Genomic DNA, 16,890 nt, shown 5'->3' on the forward strand with positions numbered 1-16,890 from the left:
ACGACTGTCACATTAATCTAAATAGATAAGCAGTAATTGACCGATACCGATAACATTTGAGAAATATAATCACTGTTTTTACAAATTAATCTTAATTAATATATTTTATTCTCAATTAAATTGAAATTTTATTTGATCCTTATCGAAATAGTTCCTATTATTTGGGGCAGAATATAAAAATACTTTTCTATCTTAATTGGACATCTATCACTATGAACGAATTTTTAGATATATTGACCCACGGTCGCCGTTTTAAAGCTGCGGTTAAAGAGTTATCTCTTGAAGAGTTAAAAGATCTTGCTGTGAAGCTCGAAAAAATTATCGAAGAAAAAGCATCTCAAGCTGAAGCAGAAAGTGAAGCTATGGCCGAACGTAATGCTAAAATTGAAGAAATTCGTCAACAAATGGAAGCGATTGGCTTATCAGTTGACGATATTGGTGGTGTAGGCATTAAAGCAGCACCTAAGAAACGTGCTCCACGTCCAGCGAAATACCAAATTGAAGTCAATGGTGAAATGGTTCAGTGGACTGGCCAAGGCCGTATGCCAACCGTATTCAAAAATGAATTAGAAAAAGGTCGTACAATGGAAGACTTTCTTATATAAGTTTCCATTTACTTCCTATAAAAACCCAGCGCTTGCTGGGTTTTTTTGTTAATACTCATCACGTAATTACATTCGGCGTTACAATTACTGCTTAGTAATTGCTATTAAGTTAAGGTACTCTCACACTTCCCCCCTACTCTTCTAACAAACATAAGTACGATAATGCATAATCATAAAATAAAAGCCCTTGTCGCTCTACTTAGTGCGTTAACCAGTCATGGCGCGCTAGCCAATGACCAATTGACCGATAACACACCAAAAATCACCGCATTAAGTCATGCAACCCTTATGCTTAGACCCGGTGAAATGCTGAAAGATGCCACACTGTTAATTGAAAATAATCGAATCAAGTCGATTATTAAAGATAATGACATTCCCGAAGGTGTGCTCGAAATTAACTTAGTGGGTCATATTATCTATCCAGGCTTCATTGACCCATTTACTGAATATGCCATCGAGTATGAAGCAGAAAATGAAGATAGCGATGATCCGGTTTATGAAATAAAGCGAATTGGCGGTAACGCTGAGAATGGCGCAATTCATTCAGAAAAAGAATGGTTCAATTATGTGTATCCAGATAAAGAGCAAGCCGGGAAATGGATTAACAATGGCTTTACAAGTGTCCAATCTAGCTATTTAGATGGCATTTTTAGAGGCCGTGGAGTCAGCTTATCTTTAGCAGACAAAAAAGCAAACAATATTATATACAAGGCTAAAACAAACCAATTTATGGCATTTGATAAGGGAAGCTCTATTCAAGACTACCCTCAGTCATTAATGGGAAGTATGGCCCTTATTAGACAAACGTTTTCAGATGCACGTTGGTATAACGACAATATAGGTAAGAGTTCCAATACCACTAACAGCATTGAGTTTAACATTGCATTAGAGCGCCTAGCGGGTCTTGAAGAGCAAAGCTTTATATTTCAGACCAAAAATCTAAATAATCAAATAAGAGCAGCCAGATTATTAAATGAACAAAATGTAAAAGGCAGCCTGCTTGGTAATGGTCATGAATATGCCAGAATTGATGAATTAAAATCTTATCCATATAGTTTGGTGCTACCGTTAAATTACCCAGCGGCTCCGACAATCGGTGACAGTGACAGCTCGCGGGATGTCAGTTTAGCGGCATTGAGACATTGGGAAAGCGCACCGAGTAACCTTGCGATGGTAGCAAAAGCGGATGTGCCATTTGCATTAACGCAATATGGCATTGAAGCAGACACGTTTTGGCCACGACTAAAACAAGCAATAGAGCGCGGCTTAGATGAAGAAACGGCCCTCGCCGCATTAACAACAGAAGCGGCCGAAATTGCGGGTATTAGCAATATGGTGGGGCAACTAAAACCTGGGTTTATGGCAGACTTGGTGATTAGTAATGGTAACGTATTTGAAGATGGTAAAATAACCAGTATCTGGTTACAAGGTGAAGAGCGTCAACTTATCAATCGTGAGTTTGCCATGCTGGCTCAGCCTTACCAATTGCAAATCAACGAACTCACCTTTGATCTTAACATTGCACAAGCTCCCAGTTTAAGCGGCACCTTATCCAGCGGAGAAGAAGAGATAACCCTCGGCAATGTTACCTTTAATCAAGGTCGAATGACTTTCAGTGCAGATTTAACTGACGCTGGAATGACTGGCATTAGTCGCTTTACATTGTGGTTTGATGAAGCTGGTCTGCGTGGTCGCCTACTGGACAGTCATGGCCAAACTATCCCTTTTGGCGGAAGCAAACTTGAGCCCGTTGTCGATGACGCAGAGCCGCAAAAAGAGCAACAAACTGCCCAGAGTCAAATAGCCAAGCAAACATCACCTAATGTAGCTTACGGTCTACAACAACAGCCAATTCAAGACAAACTTCATATAAAGAATGCCACGATTTGGACATCCGATAAAAGCGGTGTACTACAAAATACCGACTTAATAATCTCGAACGGTAACATTGAAGAGATAGGCAGCCAACTGCGTACACCGTCGGGTTACCAAGTTATTGATGCCACCGGTATGCACTTAACGGCAGGGATCATTGATGAGCACTCGCACATTGCGCTTAATGGCGGCACCAATGAAGGCACCGATGCCATCACCTCTGAAGTTAGGATTGGCGATGTCATCAACCCCGACGATATAGCCATCTACCGTGGTCTTGCTGGCGGCGTGACCACAGCACAAATTTTACACGGCAGCGCCAACCCTATTGGTGGCCAAGCACAAGTTATTCAACTTAAGTGGGGCGATAACGCTGAGCAGCTAAAATTTGCCGGTGCCCCCGCCAGCATTAAGTTCGCTTTGGGTGAAAACGTAAAGCAGAGTAACTGGGGAGATAAGTTTAATCGTCGCTTCCCACAAAGCCGCATTGGGGTTAAATCACTCTTTAGTGAAGCCTTTAACGAAGCTTTAGCCTACCGAAAAGCACAGAAAGATTATAAAAACATGCGCTCTAGCGAACGCAGACGTACTGTAGCGCCGCAATACAACTACCGCTTAGAAGCTATCGCTGAAGTGCTAGAGCAGAAGCGTAGCGTACATATTCACTCTTATGTGCAATCTGAGATCTTGATGTTTATCAGGCTCGCTGAAGCTTACAATTTTAAAGTTGGTACCTTCACTCATATTCTTGAAGGCTACAAAGTCGCTGACGAAATGGCTAAGCATGGCGCTTATGCATCGACCTTTTCTGATTGGTGGGCTTATAAATTTGAGGTTTATGACGCCATTCCACAAAATACCTGTTTAATGCAAAACCAAGGCGTGCTCACTAGCATCAACTCTGATGATTATGAGATGCAGCGTCGACTTAACCAAGAAGCCGCTAAATCGATAATGTATTGCGGTATGGCAGCAGAAGATGCGTGGAAAATGATCACCATTAATCCTGCAATACAGCTTGGCATTGATGAAAAAGTCGGTTCACTCGTCGAAGGTAAGCAAGCTGATCTCGTACTTTGGAGCGATTCACCGTTGTCAGTTTATGCCAAAGTGACATCAACTTGGATTGAAGGCCGTCGTTACTTTAACCGTGAGCAAGATAAGCGGGCTCAGATTGAGGTTGAAAAAGAGCGCGCCGCCTTAATTCAAAAAGTATTGCTTAGCGATGACGCCCACAAACAGGGTGAAAGCAGTACTGAGCAAACAGAACCAGAATGGCACTGCGATACCCATTTCAATGCTTGGCAACAAACTGCGCAAGGAACACTGTAATGATGTTTACTCAATCCACTAAACACGCTTATTCACTGCTTAGTGTTGTCAGCGCGTGTATCGTTAGCAGCGCGGTTTATGCCCACGATATGCTGCCCGCCCCAAAGGAAAGTGGCGCGGTGCTCTTTACTAATGCCACCGTTCACTCCGTGATTCATGGCCCACTCGTGCACACTGACGTACTTGTCGCCGACGGAAAAATTGTGGCGGTAGGCCAAAAACTGGCCACGCCGGCACCAATAGAGACCACAAATACAACGAAGGCTGCAACCGAAGCAGGCAAACCGTCGTCGGCAACGGCTGTTTTAGCCGCCAATGCGGTTGTTATTGATGCGACGAATAAGCACATCTATCCCGGCCTTATTGCGCTTGATACCACCATGGGGCTAATTGAAATTGAGATGATGCGCCCAAGTAATGATGCTTATGAAGTTGGCTTTATCAACCCGCAACTTGAAGCGATAACCGCGTTTAATCCCGACTCGGAGATCATCCCCACCGTGCGGGTTAACGGTATTACACATGCTCAAATTGTACCGCAAGGTGATGGGCTTGCTGGTCAGTCAGCACTTGTTTCCATGGATAGCTGGACGATTGAAGATGCGCTGGTAAAAACCAACAAACAGTTCCATCTCTATTGGCCACATATTCGTTGGATGTCATCTGATGCCGATAAGCGTCAAGAGCATCTTGATGATCTCAGTAAGCGTGTCGACAAAGTGCACCATGCATTTGCCGATGCTCATCGTTATCAAATGGCGCTGAAAGCAGAGAAAGTGGCTAAAACCGACCTACGTTGGCAAGCACTCACCCCTCTTTTTGATGGTGATGCTCAGCTGTTTGTCCATGCTCAATCACAGAAACAGATAGAGGAAGCGATTGCATTAAGCAAAATCTATGGCTTTAAGATAGTGATTGTTGGCGGATATGATGCGTGGCGTTTAGCGGATGCTTTACGTGAGGTTAATGCCTCGGTTATTTACACCCAGACGTTAAGTTTGCCAAAGCGCAAGGATGAGCCGATTGATCTTGCCTTTAAGATCCCCGCGCTGCTTAAGCAAGCCAATATTCCCTTTGCATTGGGTTTCTCATCTGACTGGAACAGCCGTAACTTACCTTTTGCAGCAGGGCAGACTGTTGCTTATGGATTAACCAAGTCACAAGCGCTGCAAAGCATCACGCTTGATGCGGCAAAAATACTCGATATAGATGACATGGGCGCCATTGCAGTAGGATTTAGAGCCAATATGATTATCGCCACTGGCGATATATTAGATCCTATGCAAGCCGCAATAGAATCGATCTACATTGACGGCCGTAAAATTGATTTAAATAATCGTCATCAACAGCTTTATCAAAAGTACCTAAAGCGCTAGAATTTCAAACTTATAGCGCTAGTAAAATAGTTAGATAGAAAAGTGCTCTTTATGGGCACTTTTTTTGAACGCCCTTTTTAATGTTAGGCTTTTATATCAATGCCTTTCACTGGCCCCAGCAACTCATATAACAGGCAATCATTATGAAATACCTACTTCCCGCATCTCTCATCCTTTTACTCAGCGCTTGTGCGGGTGAATATGCCTTCAACAGTAATCTCGATAGCGATGCGATTAATGACTATTTTAAAGCCTCTGATGTCACCGTCTATGAAGGGAGTGTTCAACCTAAAGGCCCATATGAAATTAAAGGACTCGTTGAAGGTGAAACGTGCCAGATGGGTAAAAACGATGCCCCCGCGTCTATCGCTGAAGCGCGCACATTAGCTCGCCGCGCAGCTGCCGATAAACACGCTAATGGTTTGATCATTAAAAATTGCCTATTAATCGAAGCATCAACACCAAATTGTGTCACGAGTGCTCTTTGTGTTGGTCAAGCTATTACCACCACCAGCGTACAAGAATAACAGCGGCTCAGGCCAAGAGTAACCAATGTCCTTTACTAACCAGATCCAAGCTGTCGCGTATTGCCGAACGCCTTATAAACAAAAATTTGGCATCCCACGCCAACCAGGCTTAGTGTCCGCAGCACGTGGTTTTGTTGAACTTGCCGCCCCTTTTAATCAAGTTGATGCCGTTAGAGGGCTAGAGCAGTACTCTCATGTGTGGTTGCTGTTCTGTTTTCATGAGAACTTAGCTCAGGGCTGGAAAACCACTGTTCGTCCGCCAAGATTGGGCGGTAATGAAAAGCTGGGAGTATTTGCCACGCGATCAACCTTTAGGCCAAATGGCATAGGTCAATCGGTGGTGAAACTGCATGCGGTACATACTGACAATGGTAAAGTCAGACTTGAGATCTCAGGCATGGACTTGCTCGATGGCACCCCTATTGTCGATATAAAACCCTATATCCCCTTTTCTGATGCGATTGATGATGCACACGGCGGCATAGCCCAAGAGGCACCAGAGTTGGCAAGTGTGACATTTTGCGAAACAGCCCAACAACAACTTGAGCAATATCAGCAAAACCCCGCATATTCGCGCTTAGCAGAGCTTATTGAGGGCGTATTAGCACAAGACCCTCGCCCTGCTTATAAAAAAGCAAAGGAGGACCCTAAGCTCTATCAAGTCGCCCTCTATGACTTAGATATACTGTGGAAAATGCTGCCACAAGGCATTGAAGTACTCGAAATAATCCCCTCACAAGTGGGTATGGCCAATACCTCGGACACGCCATAATGACCACAGCAGCCAAACCTGATTACCAAACTCAGCATAAAAAACGCCTGTCTTACATGCCATGGCTGTATTTTTCATTAAAAGAGAAACATCTGTTATGGGCTAAACCTTGGCAAGATGAGGTGCAAGCACACTTTTCCGCCGTAGAAACAATATTAATTGGTGACAACTGCTTTGTGGCCCCTGAGGCAAACCTGTTTGCCGAGCCTGGGCGCAATATTGCAATGGGTACGCAATGCATGATTGCCGCCGACAGCTTTTTACATGGCCCGATAACCTTGGGTGATGAAGTTGCTATCAATCACGGTTGCTCATTCGATGGCGGCCGCCATGGTATCACCATCGGCAACCAAACTCGTATCGCTAACAATGTCACTATCTATGCCTTTAATCACGGTATGGCGCCCGACATGCCCATCTACCAGCAAGCCTCAAACTCTAAAGGTGTGGTGATTGGTGACGATGTATGGATTGGCGCGCAAGCTGGCATTGTTGATGGTGTCACTATAGGTAACCACGCCGTCATTGGTATGGGCGCAGTCGTGACTAAAAATGTTGCTGAGTACGCCATTGTGGCAGGTAATCCAGCACAAGTGATTGGAGATAGACGAGACAAAAACTAAGCCGTTGGCACTCGCTTTTAAGAGAATGTCAGCTCGGCCATTATTGCTTAATGGCCGAATTTCCAGCTGCAACTCTCGTCAGGCTCCTTCCCTTGCAGGATGAAAATAGATCAAGTGAGGCCTGATATACACTAGAGCTGACCTGCAATAGACCTAACATGCTATGAAAGATATTATCGTGGCTAAACTCATTTTGTTCTGCGTTTTTTCTTAGGCACTTAGTATCAACTTTCATTGGCTCGGCAAACCAAGTTAACAAGGGTACATGTTTTTGCGATTCCGGTGCCAATGCATAAGGAAAACCATGCAAATATGCCCCGTTCTCACCAAGTGACTCACCATGATCAGAGACATATAACATTGCCGATTCAGTGTTAATGGGTAATCTATTTAGCTTATCTATCACCTTTGAGATCACCCAATCGGTATAAGCGATAGTATTATCGTAAGTATTAATTAACGTCGCTGTACTGCAGTTTTGGATATCACTGCGTGGGCAATCATCTTTAAATATTCGTTGATTATCAGGATAACGCTTATAATAAGTAGGACCATGAGACCCCATCATATGTAATACAATCAAAGTGGTACTTGCCGTTAGGTTTTGCAGTTTATTCTCTAGTGGAGCCAGTAATGTTTCATCGAAACAGTAATCACCATCACACAGTGGCGAGTCTGATTTAACGTCGATGGTCACTGTTGGTACTCGCTCACATACCCCTTTACAGCCATTATTATCCACCCACAACACATCAACTCCAGCCAGTAAGACTAAGTCGAGTAAATTTTGCTGTGAGTTCGCTTTATTGTGATCGTATTCCTCTCGGCTTAATGCAGAAAACATACAGGGAATCGACACCGCAGTTGCAGTACCACAGGAATACATGTTTTTGAATGAGGTCACAGGTTGCACTTGAGTGTACGGGTTAGTTTGTTTTGAATAACCATTATGTGAAAAGTGATCTGCCCTCGCCGTTTCGACCACTAGCATCACGAGAACCCGCTTAGCTCCAGCATGTTGATTACGCAGTTTTGGTTCACTATCTAGTAACTTAAATTCAAGTGGGGTCGAAAAATAATGGTCGCGTGCATATTTACCTGTTGCGACTAGATATTGAAAGGGGATAGAGGACTTCTGTAGAAACTTATTATTGCGCCCAACAGAGGCGTAATTGGGATAATACAAGTAAGCAATCATCACTATAGTAACGAGACTGATGAGGCTCAGCTTTACACTATGGGCCACATTTCTACCCATCGACAAATAATGGACGTCACTACGAGCAATCAAAATGGCTGGTAATAACCCACTCACTAAAAAGAAAAACACTGAATACTGATTGAGGTACATCATGGCTTCAGAGCTATGGCTCTGTAATGAGTTTTGTACCATACCGTAATCAAACACCACACCATAAGTTAGCTTGCTATAAAACGCTAATGAAGATAGCAGCAGCAACGTAATAAGCACTGGCTTTAACAAGTATCGATGACCGCCCAAACTCAGCAGATTGATAACCTGTATGCATAGACAAAAAACCAGTAGAGGTATGCTATATAAGAAACCGAGATTATATTCAGGCAGCGCTGTTACAACAGCCCAAACTTCTTTTAAAAATGGAAAGTTAAATACTAAGGTAAAATATAATGCAGTAATACAAACCAGCTGATTAACGCTAATATTACTCTGTAAATAATACAAAGGATTAATATGTTCTTCTCGACTCTTCATACAGAAATAAAGCACCGTAATGGCTAAAGAGGCTAGGCTATCACTGAGCTCAATTCTGTAGTGTAACCAAGTGTAACCCGCAAGTAAGCAGATGTAAGCGCTGAATGGTAATCGCTCAGGTAAAATACGATGGTCCAAAGAGTATGATGAGTGGAGCGGATTTCAGTCCAGTATCCAGCTAGACTAAAGACATTAACCAGCAGCTGTTTTTATCTATCTCAATAAATATCTGGCCAATTTAGATCTTGTGATTTAAGCGACATGGTTGAATAAATGCAGCAGCACTTATAAGTCAATATCACCAAATTTGCCTACTCACTCCCCCTTTATAATTTAGCCAACAAATAATCTACATTGCTCATTAACTTTTAACCCATACTCAATCATGCTGCCACCCCTATATTAAAAACCCCCAACCAGAAAGTGATATCGATTTAAATCATGAAAGCCGAAAAATAAAGGTATTGTTTAACTTGTCCAGACTAAACACTAAAAGCAGAAATAGCAGTAAGTTTGATAGCAAACTTTATAGAACCAGTACAAATTCGGTTTAAAATACTCTGACGATGACTTTGTTTTATTATTAAATGAACATTCCATTATTCTTGTGAAAAAAAAGCCAAGTCATTGCTGATCTCGGCCTTTAAAAATAGATAAACAGTAATGCTATCGCTTAGCTTGCAGCAACACCTTTAGGGTTATCACCGTAGCTGTTTTCATCGTGACTGTCTTGTACATAGAAGACTATCAATACAATAAGACCAATCAGAGGAATAATCCCAATCAACTGCCACCAGCCACTTCTGCCAGTATCATGAAGTCGTCTCGCACTAATACTTAGCGAAGGGATGATCATTCCAAGCGAGAAAATAAATGTTAGCACGCCAAGACCCAATATACCGTCAATAATACCCAGTACGAAACAAAAAATCATATAGAATAACATGAACATCCAGAATTCAGTTCGTCTTGCCCGCCCTGAAAAATCTGCGTACTTCTTTAAAGCTCCAATAAAATAATCCATTATTGTGGACTTTCCTTGTTGTTATAAATTCCTACACTCAATATTGAGTCAATACGTATATCACAATATCTCATAAAACGACCAAAGCCATCCAAACGGGTCACGATAAGACGCTTTGCAGCCCAAATAACCGTTTAAAAACACTTGAATTGCCGCGCAATGCCGTCAATGGTGATAAGCAAAAAATAAACTGCCTATCTTTCACTTTGATCAGCAACAACACTGACGCCACAAATGTTCACCTTAGAGACTACAAACACGTTAAATTAAGTCACGTTAGTTAACAAGCTCTTAAACTAAAGAATCAAACCTGGCTTCCACTATTTTCAATATAATCGAATACCACTACCGTTGGAGATGATATTCACGCTAACACTTCAGCAAAATCCGACTCATCACAGCAAATGTGATACCTGTTATAAACCTTTAATATTAGGCCTTATATCGGTTGAAATACTTTCGCTTATCGACTGCATTATCAGTGAAAGCCAACAATTTTAACGAATGTCGAAATGGGTAGGTGACATCACTTCAACAAGTGATAAAATGGCGCCCATTCAACTCAATTTTGGACACTCGGTAATGCGCGTAAGCAAGTACCTGCTATCAACTCAAAAAGAAACACCGGCTAATGCAGAAGTAGTTAGTCACCAGTTAATGTTACGTGCGGGCATGGTCCGTCGTAATGCATCAGGCTTATACAGCTGGTTGCCGACAGGTTTACGTGTACTGCGTAAAATTGAAGCTATCGTTCGCGAAGAGATGAACAAGGCAGGTTCGGTTGAGATCCTTATGCCGATGGTTCAACCTGCGGATCTTTGGGTTGAATCTGGTCGCTTAGAAAAGTTTGGCCCCGAGCTACTGCGCTTCCAAGACCGACATAACCGTGACTTCGTTTTGGGCCCAACTCACGAAGAAGTGATCACTGATATCGTGCGTAAAGAGGTAAACTCTTACAAGCAACTGCCCCTGAACTTGTTCCAAATTCAGACTAAATTCCGTGACGAAGTGCGTCCACGCTTTGGTGTGATGCGGTCACGCGAATTCTTGATGAAAGACGCTTATTCTTTCCATTTAGATCAAGAAACCATGGACGAGACTTATGAGTCTATGTTCCAAGCATATAGCAACATTTTGACCCGCTTAGGCTTAGCTTTCCGCCCTGTAATGGCAGACACTGGCGCCATCGGTGGCAGCACATCACATGAGTTCCATGTTTTGGCTAATAGTGGTGAAGACTTAATCGCATACTCAACTGAGAGCGATTACGCAGCCAACGTTGAAAAATGTGAAACACCAATGCCAACAGACACTCGTCAAGCAGCCACCAATGAGATGGCGCTTGTTGACACTCCGAATGCTAAAACCATTGCCGAGCTCGTTGAACAACACGGCATTGCGATTGAGAAAACAGTTAAAACACTTATCGTTAAAGGCGCAACAGAAGAAGCGCCGTTAGTGGCGGTTGTTGTTCGTGGCGATCATGATCTAAACGAAGTCAAAGCTGAAAAGATTGATGCGGTACTGGCTCCATTTGAATTTGCCGATGAAGCTGATATCCGTAAAGCGATTGGCGCAGGTCCTGGCTCTATTGGTCCTGTCGGTCTTAATATTCCAGTCTTTATTGACCATAGCGTCGCGGTAATGAGTGACTTTGGTGCCGGTGCTAACCAAGATAACAAGCATTACTTTGGTATCAACTGGGAGCGTGATCTACCAGAAGCGCCAGCATTTGATCTGCGTAATATCATCGAAGGTGAACCTAGCCCATGTGGTAAAGGCACTATTGCCCTGCTTCGTGGTATCGAAGTCGGCCATATCTTCCAGTTGGGCAACAATTACTCTGAAGCGATGCACGCTAACGTACTCGACCACAATGGTAAGTCTAAGACCTTACTAATGGGTTGTTACGGTGTTGGCGTGAGCCGCATGGTTGCAGCCGCTATTGAGCAAAACCACGATGATCGCGGTATTATTTGGCCAGAAGCCATTGCACCGTTCTCTGTCGGTATTTTACCAATGAACATGCACAAATCTCACCGTGTTAAAGATAGCGCTGAAAAGCTTTATCAAGACTTAACCGACGCGGGTATGGAAGTCTTGTTTGATGACCGTAAAGAGCGTGCCGGTGTGATGTTTGCTGATATGGAACTTATTGGCTTGCCACACGTGGTGGTTATTGGCGACCGTAACATTGATAACGGTGTATTCGAGTATAAGAATCGTCGTACGGGTGAGAAACAAGAAGTGCCATTCGAGCAAATTGTTGAGTTCTTAAAAGCGCAACAAGCTTAGGCTTTCTCTGCTTAAGTTAGGTTAATTGAGCTTATGTCCATTTAGCTAGCGCAATTTGAGATAGCTAAACCAGCGACAATAAAACGCCGATGATGATTCATCGGCGTTTTTGTTTCTGCAGTGCCTTCAAACCATTAACGCTGATCTTCAATCACAATACCGTCGTCGGGCATACTGCCTATAGCGACTAAGCTCACTTCGCTAGAGAGTTGCGTCACCGCGCGAATCGATTGTTGAATCGCCACAATGTCGATGTTAAGCCCTGCATTATCATCCACTTCGCACAGCAAGCACATCTTGTCATTGTCATTTTCGCTACTGACCACCAGTCTCACTCGCTTGATGGCACTATGATAAAGCCGGGCTCGTTCAACCTGCTCAGGGTGTATAAACAGACCTTTTACTTTAGTGGTTTGATCGGCCCGCCCAAGCCAGCCCTTGATCCGCATATTAGTGCGGCCACAGTCACTTGGGCTGTCTAACTGCGCACTTAGATCGCCAGTCGCAAAACGAATTAATGGATAGTTTGGGTTAAAACTGGTGATCACGACCTCTCCCACTTCACCTCGTTTGACCGGCGCTAAACTGCCCGGCCTAACAATTTCCAAAATAATATCTTCAGCCACGACTAAACCCGCATCAGCAACACTCTCAAAGGCAATTAAGCCAATGTCTGCGGTGGCATACGCCTGTTTAACCTCAATATCAGCCTCGTCAAAAACGGCTTTAAGCGCGGGCGTCAGCGCCTCCCCAGTCACTAACGCTTTACTAAAAGGCAATTGTCCTTGCTGCTGAAGCTTAGCTTTATCTAGCAATATGTTAAGAAATGAAGGCGTACCGCAGTAACTGTTAGGTTGTAAATTATGAATGATATCGAGCTGCATTTCCGTCTGTCCAGGGCCTGCTGGGATCACGCTACAACCGCATGCTTTAGCACCAGAGTCCATAATAAACCCACCGGGTGTAAGATGATAAGACAAACAGTTTTGTACCAAATCGCCCGCCCTAAACCCTGCGGCAAAAAATGCTTGCCCCATGCGCCACCAATCGTGGCCATCGGCTTCCGGCTCATAGATTGGCCCTGGCGACTGAAAGATCCTCCCCACGCCACTCATATTCGGGACCATACCCGCAAACGGCATATTTGCCGCTTGAAGCTTAATCAGATCTGACTTGCGAGTGATCGGCAGCGCAGCCAGTGCTGAGCGAGAGTTGATTTGGCTTAGGTCGATATTCGCTAACACACGGTGGTAATAATCAGATGACTGCTGAGCAAAACATAAAAAATCGCTCAAACGAGACATTAATGACGCTTCTCTTAGCGTCGCAGCTTGTTGTTCTTGTGCACTAAAAAATGACATGGGTATCGCTCCTTATTACAACCAGCGTTTACGGCGCTTATAAGATTTCAAGTTTTTAAAGCTCTTACGCTTTTCTTTGCCACCACCAAGATAAAACTCTTTCACATCTTCATTATTTAATAGCTGCTCATTAGATCCATCTAGCACAATTTTTCCTGACTCCATGATGTAGCCATAATTTGCCGCCTTTAGCGCATAATTAGCATTTTGCTCCACCAGCAACATGGTGATCCCTTGGTCACGGTTAATCTTCTCAATAATGCCAAATACCTCTTTAACCAGTAGCGGTGACAACCCCATAGACGGTTCGTCTAAACAGATCATCTTAGGCCGTGCCATTAATGCGCGCCCAATCGCTAACATTTGCTGTTCACCGCCAGACAAATATCCCGCTAACCCAGTGCGCTCTTTAAGACGAGGGAAATAGTTATACACCATGTCTATATCTTGATTCACCTGACCATCGTTTCGGGTATATGCGCCAAGTTTTAGATTCTCAATAACGCTCATGTCCTCGATGATCCGGCGCCCTTCCATCACCTGAAAAAGCCCAGAACGTACAACATCCTCAGCATTTTTGACATCAATACGCTCACCCATAAAATGGATATCACCGCGTGATACTTCACCATTTTCGCTCTTAAGTAGGCCAGAAATCGCTTTCAAGGTTGTCGATTTTCCCGCACCATTAGGCCCTAATAAGGTCACAATTTCGCCTTGAGGAACATCGATGCTAACGCCACGTAGTACTTGAATAACATCGTCATAAACCACTTCAATGTTATTAATCGATAAAAGAGGACTTTCAGGCTTTAACTGCACAGCTTGTGTCATAACAACTCCAACTTTCAATGTTATTGCCTAGCAAGAAAATACTGACTTACTAGGCAGATAAACGGACTTCAACGAGCAAGTAAGGCTTAGTAACCTAACCAGTCAACGCGACGCTCTAGCGTTATCTGATCCACTTTATCAACTCGTACATCACCACCATTAAAGTTACCTTTGTAGATGTTAACTTGGTTAACACCGCGGTGATCCTCCGGCGTCCATGTTGCCGCTAAGCACACACCTTCGAGCCCTTTCGGTACCCAATTATTACGCACATACATGCCCTTTTTAACATTCTCACCAGTGACACCACCGTTGGCTTTAGCCCACTCCATAGACTCTTTCATAAAATAAACTGAACACACTCCGCGGATATAGTGATGCAGTCGCTCTTTATTCCCTTCACTGTCGGACATCTTTGAGATCTCACGTACCAGTTTCATCCCCGGGACATCATCAGTCCAAAATGGTGTCATGGTGGGGAATATATAGTTTTTAACGCCCTCACCAGCCGCCTTAAAGACCAATTTGTCGCCACCCCAGATATTCGACATAAACTGAATATCGGTGCCAACGGTGTTACACGACTTAATCAGTGATTGCACTGAACCGCCTAAGTTACCGATATAACCGTAGTTTGTTTTCGAGCTTTTAAGGCTTAAACACTGAGCCTTAAAGTCACCCGGTTTCATTGAAATAACCACCGAAGGCAGAACATCAAAACCTAGCTCTGCTGCATATTCAGCGCAGGCCGCTTTGGGGGCGTTAGGAAATGGATGGTTAGCCCCAATATGGGTGAACTTAGGTTTACCTTCGCCACCTTTTGTTTTCCAGTCATCCGCAGCCCACTGTACTAGTCCACGACAAGAATCTGAGTAAGATGCACCATAGAAAAAGTTATAAGGTGCCGGCTTTTTAGTGTTGGGGTTCTTGCCTTGAGGATCAGTTAAGTGACCAGAATAGGATGCTGAAAAAATAGGGGTTTTATCTTTCGCTGCAAAAGAGATCAGCGCCTCGGTATCTGCGGTGCCCCAGCCTTGCATAGCCACCATATTTTTACGTGATTGCCACTTTTTATAAGAGGCTATCGCTTGAGGCACTTTGTAGCCGTAATCAATGGTTTCATACTCAAGCTTGGTGCCATCAATACCGCCATGGGCATTAATATAAGCAAGTGAATCTCGCACACCATCGGCATAGGGCTTACCCACAAACGCGGTAGGACCTGACATATCAGCTAAGTGGCCAACAAAAATAGTCTCTTCTGCGTGAGCTAAACCACTGGCTGTTGTGGCTAAACACGCGATGCTTGAACCCAGCGCCCACTTTAAGTATTTCACTTTATTCAAACCGTTATTATTAGTATTATTATGCATAGTTATGATCCTTCAAATGTTCAGTCAAAGTTGAAAGCTGTATACCGCTGCTGTTACAGCTCGAAAAAAATCAGTAAGCAAACGGGTAAAATTTCCAATAGTTCTTAATCTGCGCCCATCGATGAGCGAGTCCCTCTGGTTCGAAAATCAAAAACAGAATGATGACCAATCCAATCGCCATCTCTTTGATATACGCTAAGCCGTCGGTCACCATGGGAATATTTCCCCAATCGGTGTACTTCATCAGACTGACCATGGTTTCAAGCACTTCAGGCAGTAACACCATAAACACCACGCCCATTAAGGTGCCCTTTATCGAGCCCAGCCCACCAATAATCACCATGGCTAGAAACTGAATCGACATTAAGATAGTAAAGCCCTCTGCGGAAACATAGCCCAAGTAGTGCCCGTATAATGCGCCGCCAATACCGGCATAAAACGAGGAGATCCCAAAAGATAACAAGCGATACTTGTTGAGCTTAACCCCCATTATTTCGGCTGAAAGGTAGTGATCACGTACCGCAACAAAAGCACGTCCGTCGCGGCTACGCATCAGATTGCAGCCCCAGGTGTACATAAACACCAAGGCAAATAGTGCGATGTAGAAAAAGCTCTGATCGGTATCAAACTCAAACCCAAACAGATTGACCGGTGCCGCCATCGAGCCTGAAGAACCGCCAGAGAACCAATCTGCTCGAGCAAAAAAGTCCTCAATGATAAACTGAGCCGCTAAGGTGGCTATCGCCAAATACAGCCCCTTAATCCGCGCTGCTGGCATACCAAACATCATGCCAACGGCCATGGTCAGAAAGCCCGCTAAAGGGATACAAAGCACTACTGGGATTTGAAAACTGGTATTTAACCAGGCAGAGGCAAATGCACCGAAACCAAAAAATGCGCCATGGCCCAGTGAGATCTGCCCGGTAAAACCGACCAGTATATTGAGTCCTAATGCCGCAATACCAAGATAAGATATTTGGATAAACAGGGTCAAAAAGTAACCATCCAGCACCAAGGGTGCACCACAGGCAATGGCGATGACCGCAATCATCATCAACCGAACGGTCTTAGTTTCAAATATTGTATTGTCGGCCTTATAGCTTGTGCGGAAATCACCACACGGTCGCATCGCTAAGCTAGACATAAAAACTCCTTAAAAAA

The 16,890-nt window shown here is 43.9% G+C and carries 13 protein-coding genes; 7 read left to right on the forward strand and 6 right to left on the reverse strand.

Annotated features, from left to right (window positions below; genetic code table 11):
- Positions 1-212: 212 nt before the first annotated feature.
- From L2729_RS06315 to L2729_RS06340, 6 genes are all read left to right on the forward strand, one after another.
- Positions 213-605 (forward strand): H-NS histone family protein, encoded by a 393-nt coding sequence (locus tag L2729_RS06315; protein ID WP_248987505.1) that lies wholly within the window; start codon positions 213-215, stop codon positions 603-605.
- A gap of 162 nt (positions 606-767) precedes the next feature.
- Positions 768-3,812, forward strand: coding sequence for an amidohydrolase family protein (locus tag L2729_RS06320; RefSeq protein WP_248987506.1), 3,045 nt, complete (start codon positions 768-770; stop codon positions 3,810-3,812).
- A gap of 2 nt (positions 3,813-3,814) precedes the next feature.
- Positions 3,815-5,188 (forward strand): amidohydrolase family protein, encoded by a 1,374-nt coding sequence (locus tag L2729_RS06325; protein WP_428848229.1) that lies wholly within the window; start codon positions 3,815-3,817, stop codon positions 5,186-5,188.
- A 143-nt stretch (positions 5,189-5,331) separates the two neighbouring features.
- Positions 5,332-5,715: an Rcs stress response system protein RcsF gene (gene rcsF, locus L2729_RS06330; RefSeq protein ID WP_248987508.1), complete on the forward strand. Its 384-nt coding sequence runs from the start codon at positions 5,332-5,334 to the stop codon at positions 5,713-5,715.
- Between the two features lie 25 nt (positions 5,716-5,740).
- On the forward strand, positions 5,741-6,487 hold the full coding sequence (gene tsaA / locus L2729_RS06335; protein WP_248987509.1) for a tRNA (N6-threonylcarbamoyladenosine(37)-N6)-methyltransferase TrmO: 747 nt from the start codon (positions 5,741-5,743) through the stop codon (positions 6,485-6,487).
- The gene (locus tag L2729_RS06340) at positions 6,487-7,110 is read left to right on the forward strand and encodes an acyltransferase (RefSeq protein ID WP_248987510.1); all 624 of its coding nucleotides are present in this window, start codon (positions 6,487-6,489) and stop codon (positions 7,108-7,110) included. Before tsaA ends, L2729_RS06340 begins: the two co-directional genes overlap by 1 nt.
- 40 nt (positions 7,111-7,150) lie before the next feature.
- Here L2729_RS06340 and L2729_RS06345 read toward each other — a convergent pair whose 3' ends face one another.
- Both L2729_RS06345 and L2729_RS06350 read right to left on the reverse strand, forming a co-directional pair.
- Positions 7,151-8,980, reverse strand: coding sequence for a phosphoethanolamine transferase (locus L2729_RS06345; RefSeq protein ID WP_248987511.1), 1,830 nt, complete (start codon positions 8,978-8,980; stop codon positions 7,151-7,153).
- A gap of 535 nt (positions 8,981-9,515) precedes the next feature.
- The gene (locus L2729_RS06350; RefSeq protein ID WP_248987512.1) at positions 9,516-9,866 is read right to left on the reverse strand and encodes a DUF805 domain-containing protein; all 351 of its coding nucleotides are present in this window, start codon (positions 9,864-9,866) and stop codon (positions 9,516-9,518) included.
- A 582-nt stretch (positions 9,867-10,448) separates the two neighbouring features.
- Between L2729_RS06350 and L2729_RS06355 the strand changes: the two genes are divergently transcribed.
- Positions 10,449-12,161, forward strand: coding sequence for a proline--tRNA ligase (locus L2729_RS06355; protein ID WP_248987637.1), 1,713 nt, complete (start codon positions 10,449-10,451; stop codon positions 12,159-12,161).
- Positions 12,162-12,295: 134 nt separating this feature from the next.
- Here the strand turns inward: L2729_RS06355 and L2729_RS06360 are convergent, their stop codons facing one another.
- From L2729_RS06360 to L2729_RS06375, 4 genes are all read right to left on the reverse strand, one after another.
- Positions 12,296-13,522: a phenylacetate--CoA ligase family protein gene (locus L2729_RS06360; protein ID WP_248987513.1), complete on the reverse strand. Its 1,227-nt coding sequence runs from the start codon at positions 13,520-13,522 to the stop codon at positions 12,296-12,298.
- 15 nt (positions 13,523-13,537) lie between these two features.
- A complete protein-coding gene (locus tag L2729_RS06365; protein ID WP_248987514.1) occupies positions 13,538-14,356 on the reverse strand; it encodes an ABC transporter ATP-binding protein in 819 nt (272 codons plus the stop codon).
- 86 nt (positions 14,357-14,442) lie between these two features.
- A complete protein-coding gene (locus L2729_RS06370) occupies positions 14,443-15,729 on the reverse strand; it encodes an ABC transporter substrate-binding protein (protein WP_248987515.1) in 1,287 nt (428 codons plus the stop codon).
- Positions 15,730-15,799: 70 nt separating this feature from the next.
- On the reverse strand, positions 15,800-16,873 hold the full coding sequence (locus tag L2729_RS06375) for a branched-chain amino acid ABC transporter permease (protein ID WP_248987516.1): 1,074 nt from the start codon (positions 16,871-16,873) through the stop codon (positions 15,800-15,802).
- Positions 16,874-16,890 lie beyond the last annotated feature (17 nt).

It is taken from the genome of Shewanella gelidimarina, assembly GCF_023283945.1.
Taxonomy (GTDB): Bacteria; Pseudomonadota; Gammaproteobacteria; order Enterobacterales; family Shewanellaceae; genus Shewanella; species Shewanella gelidimarina.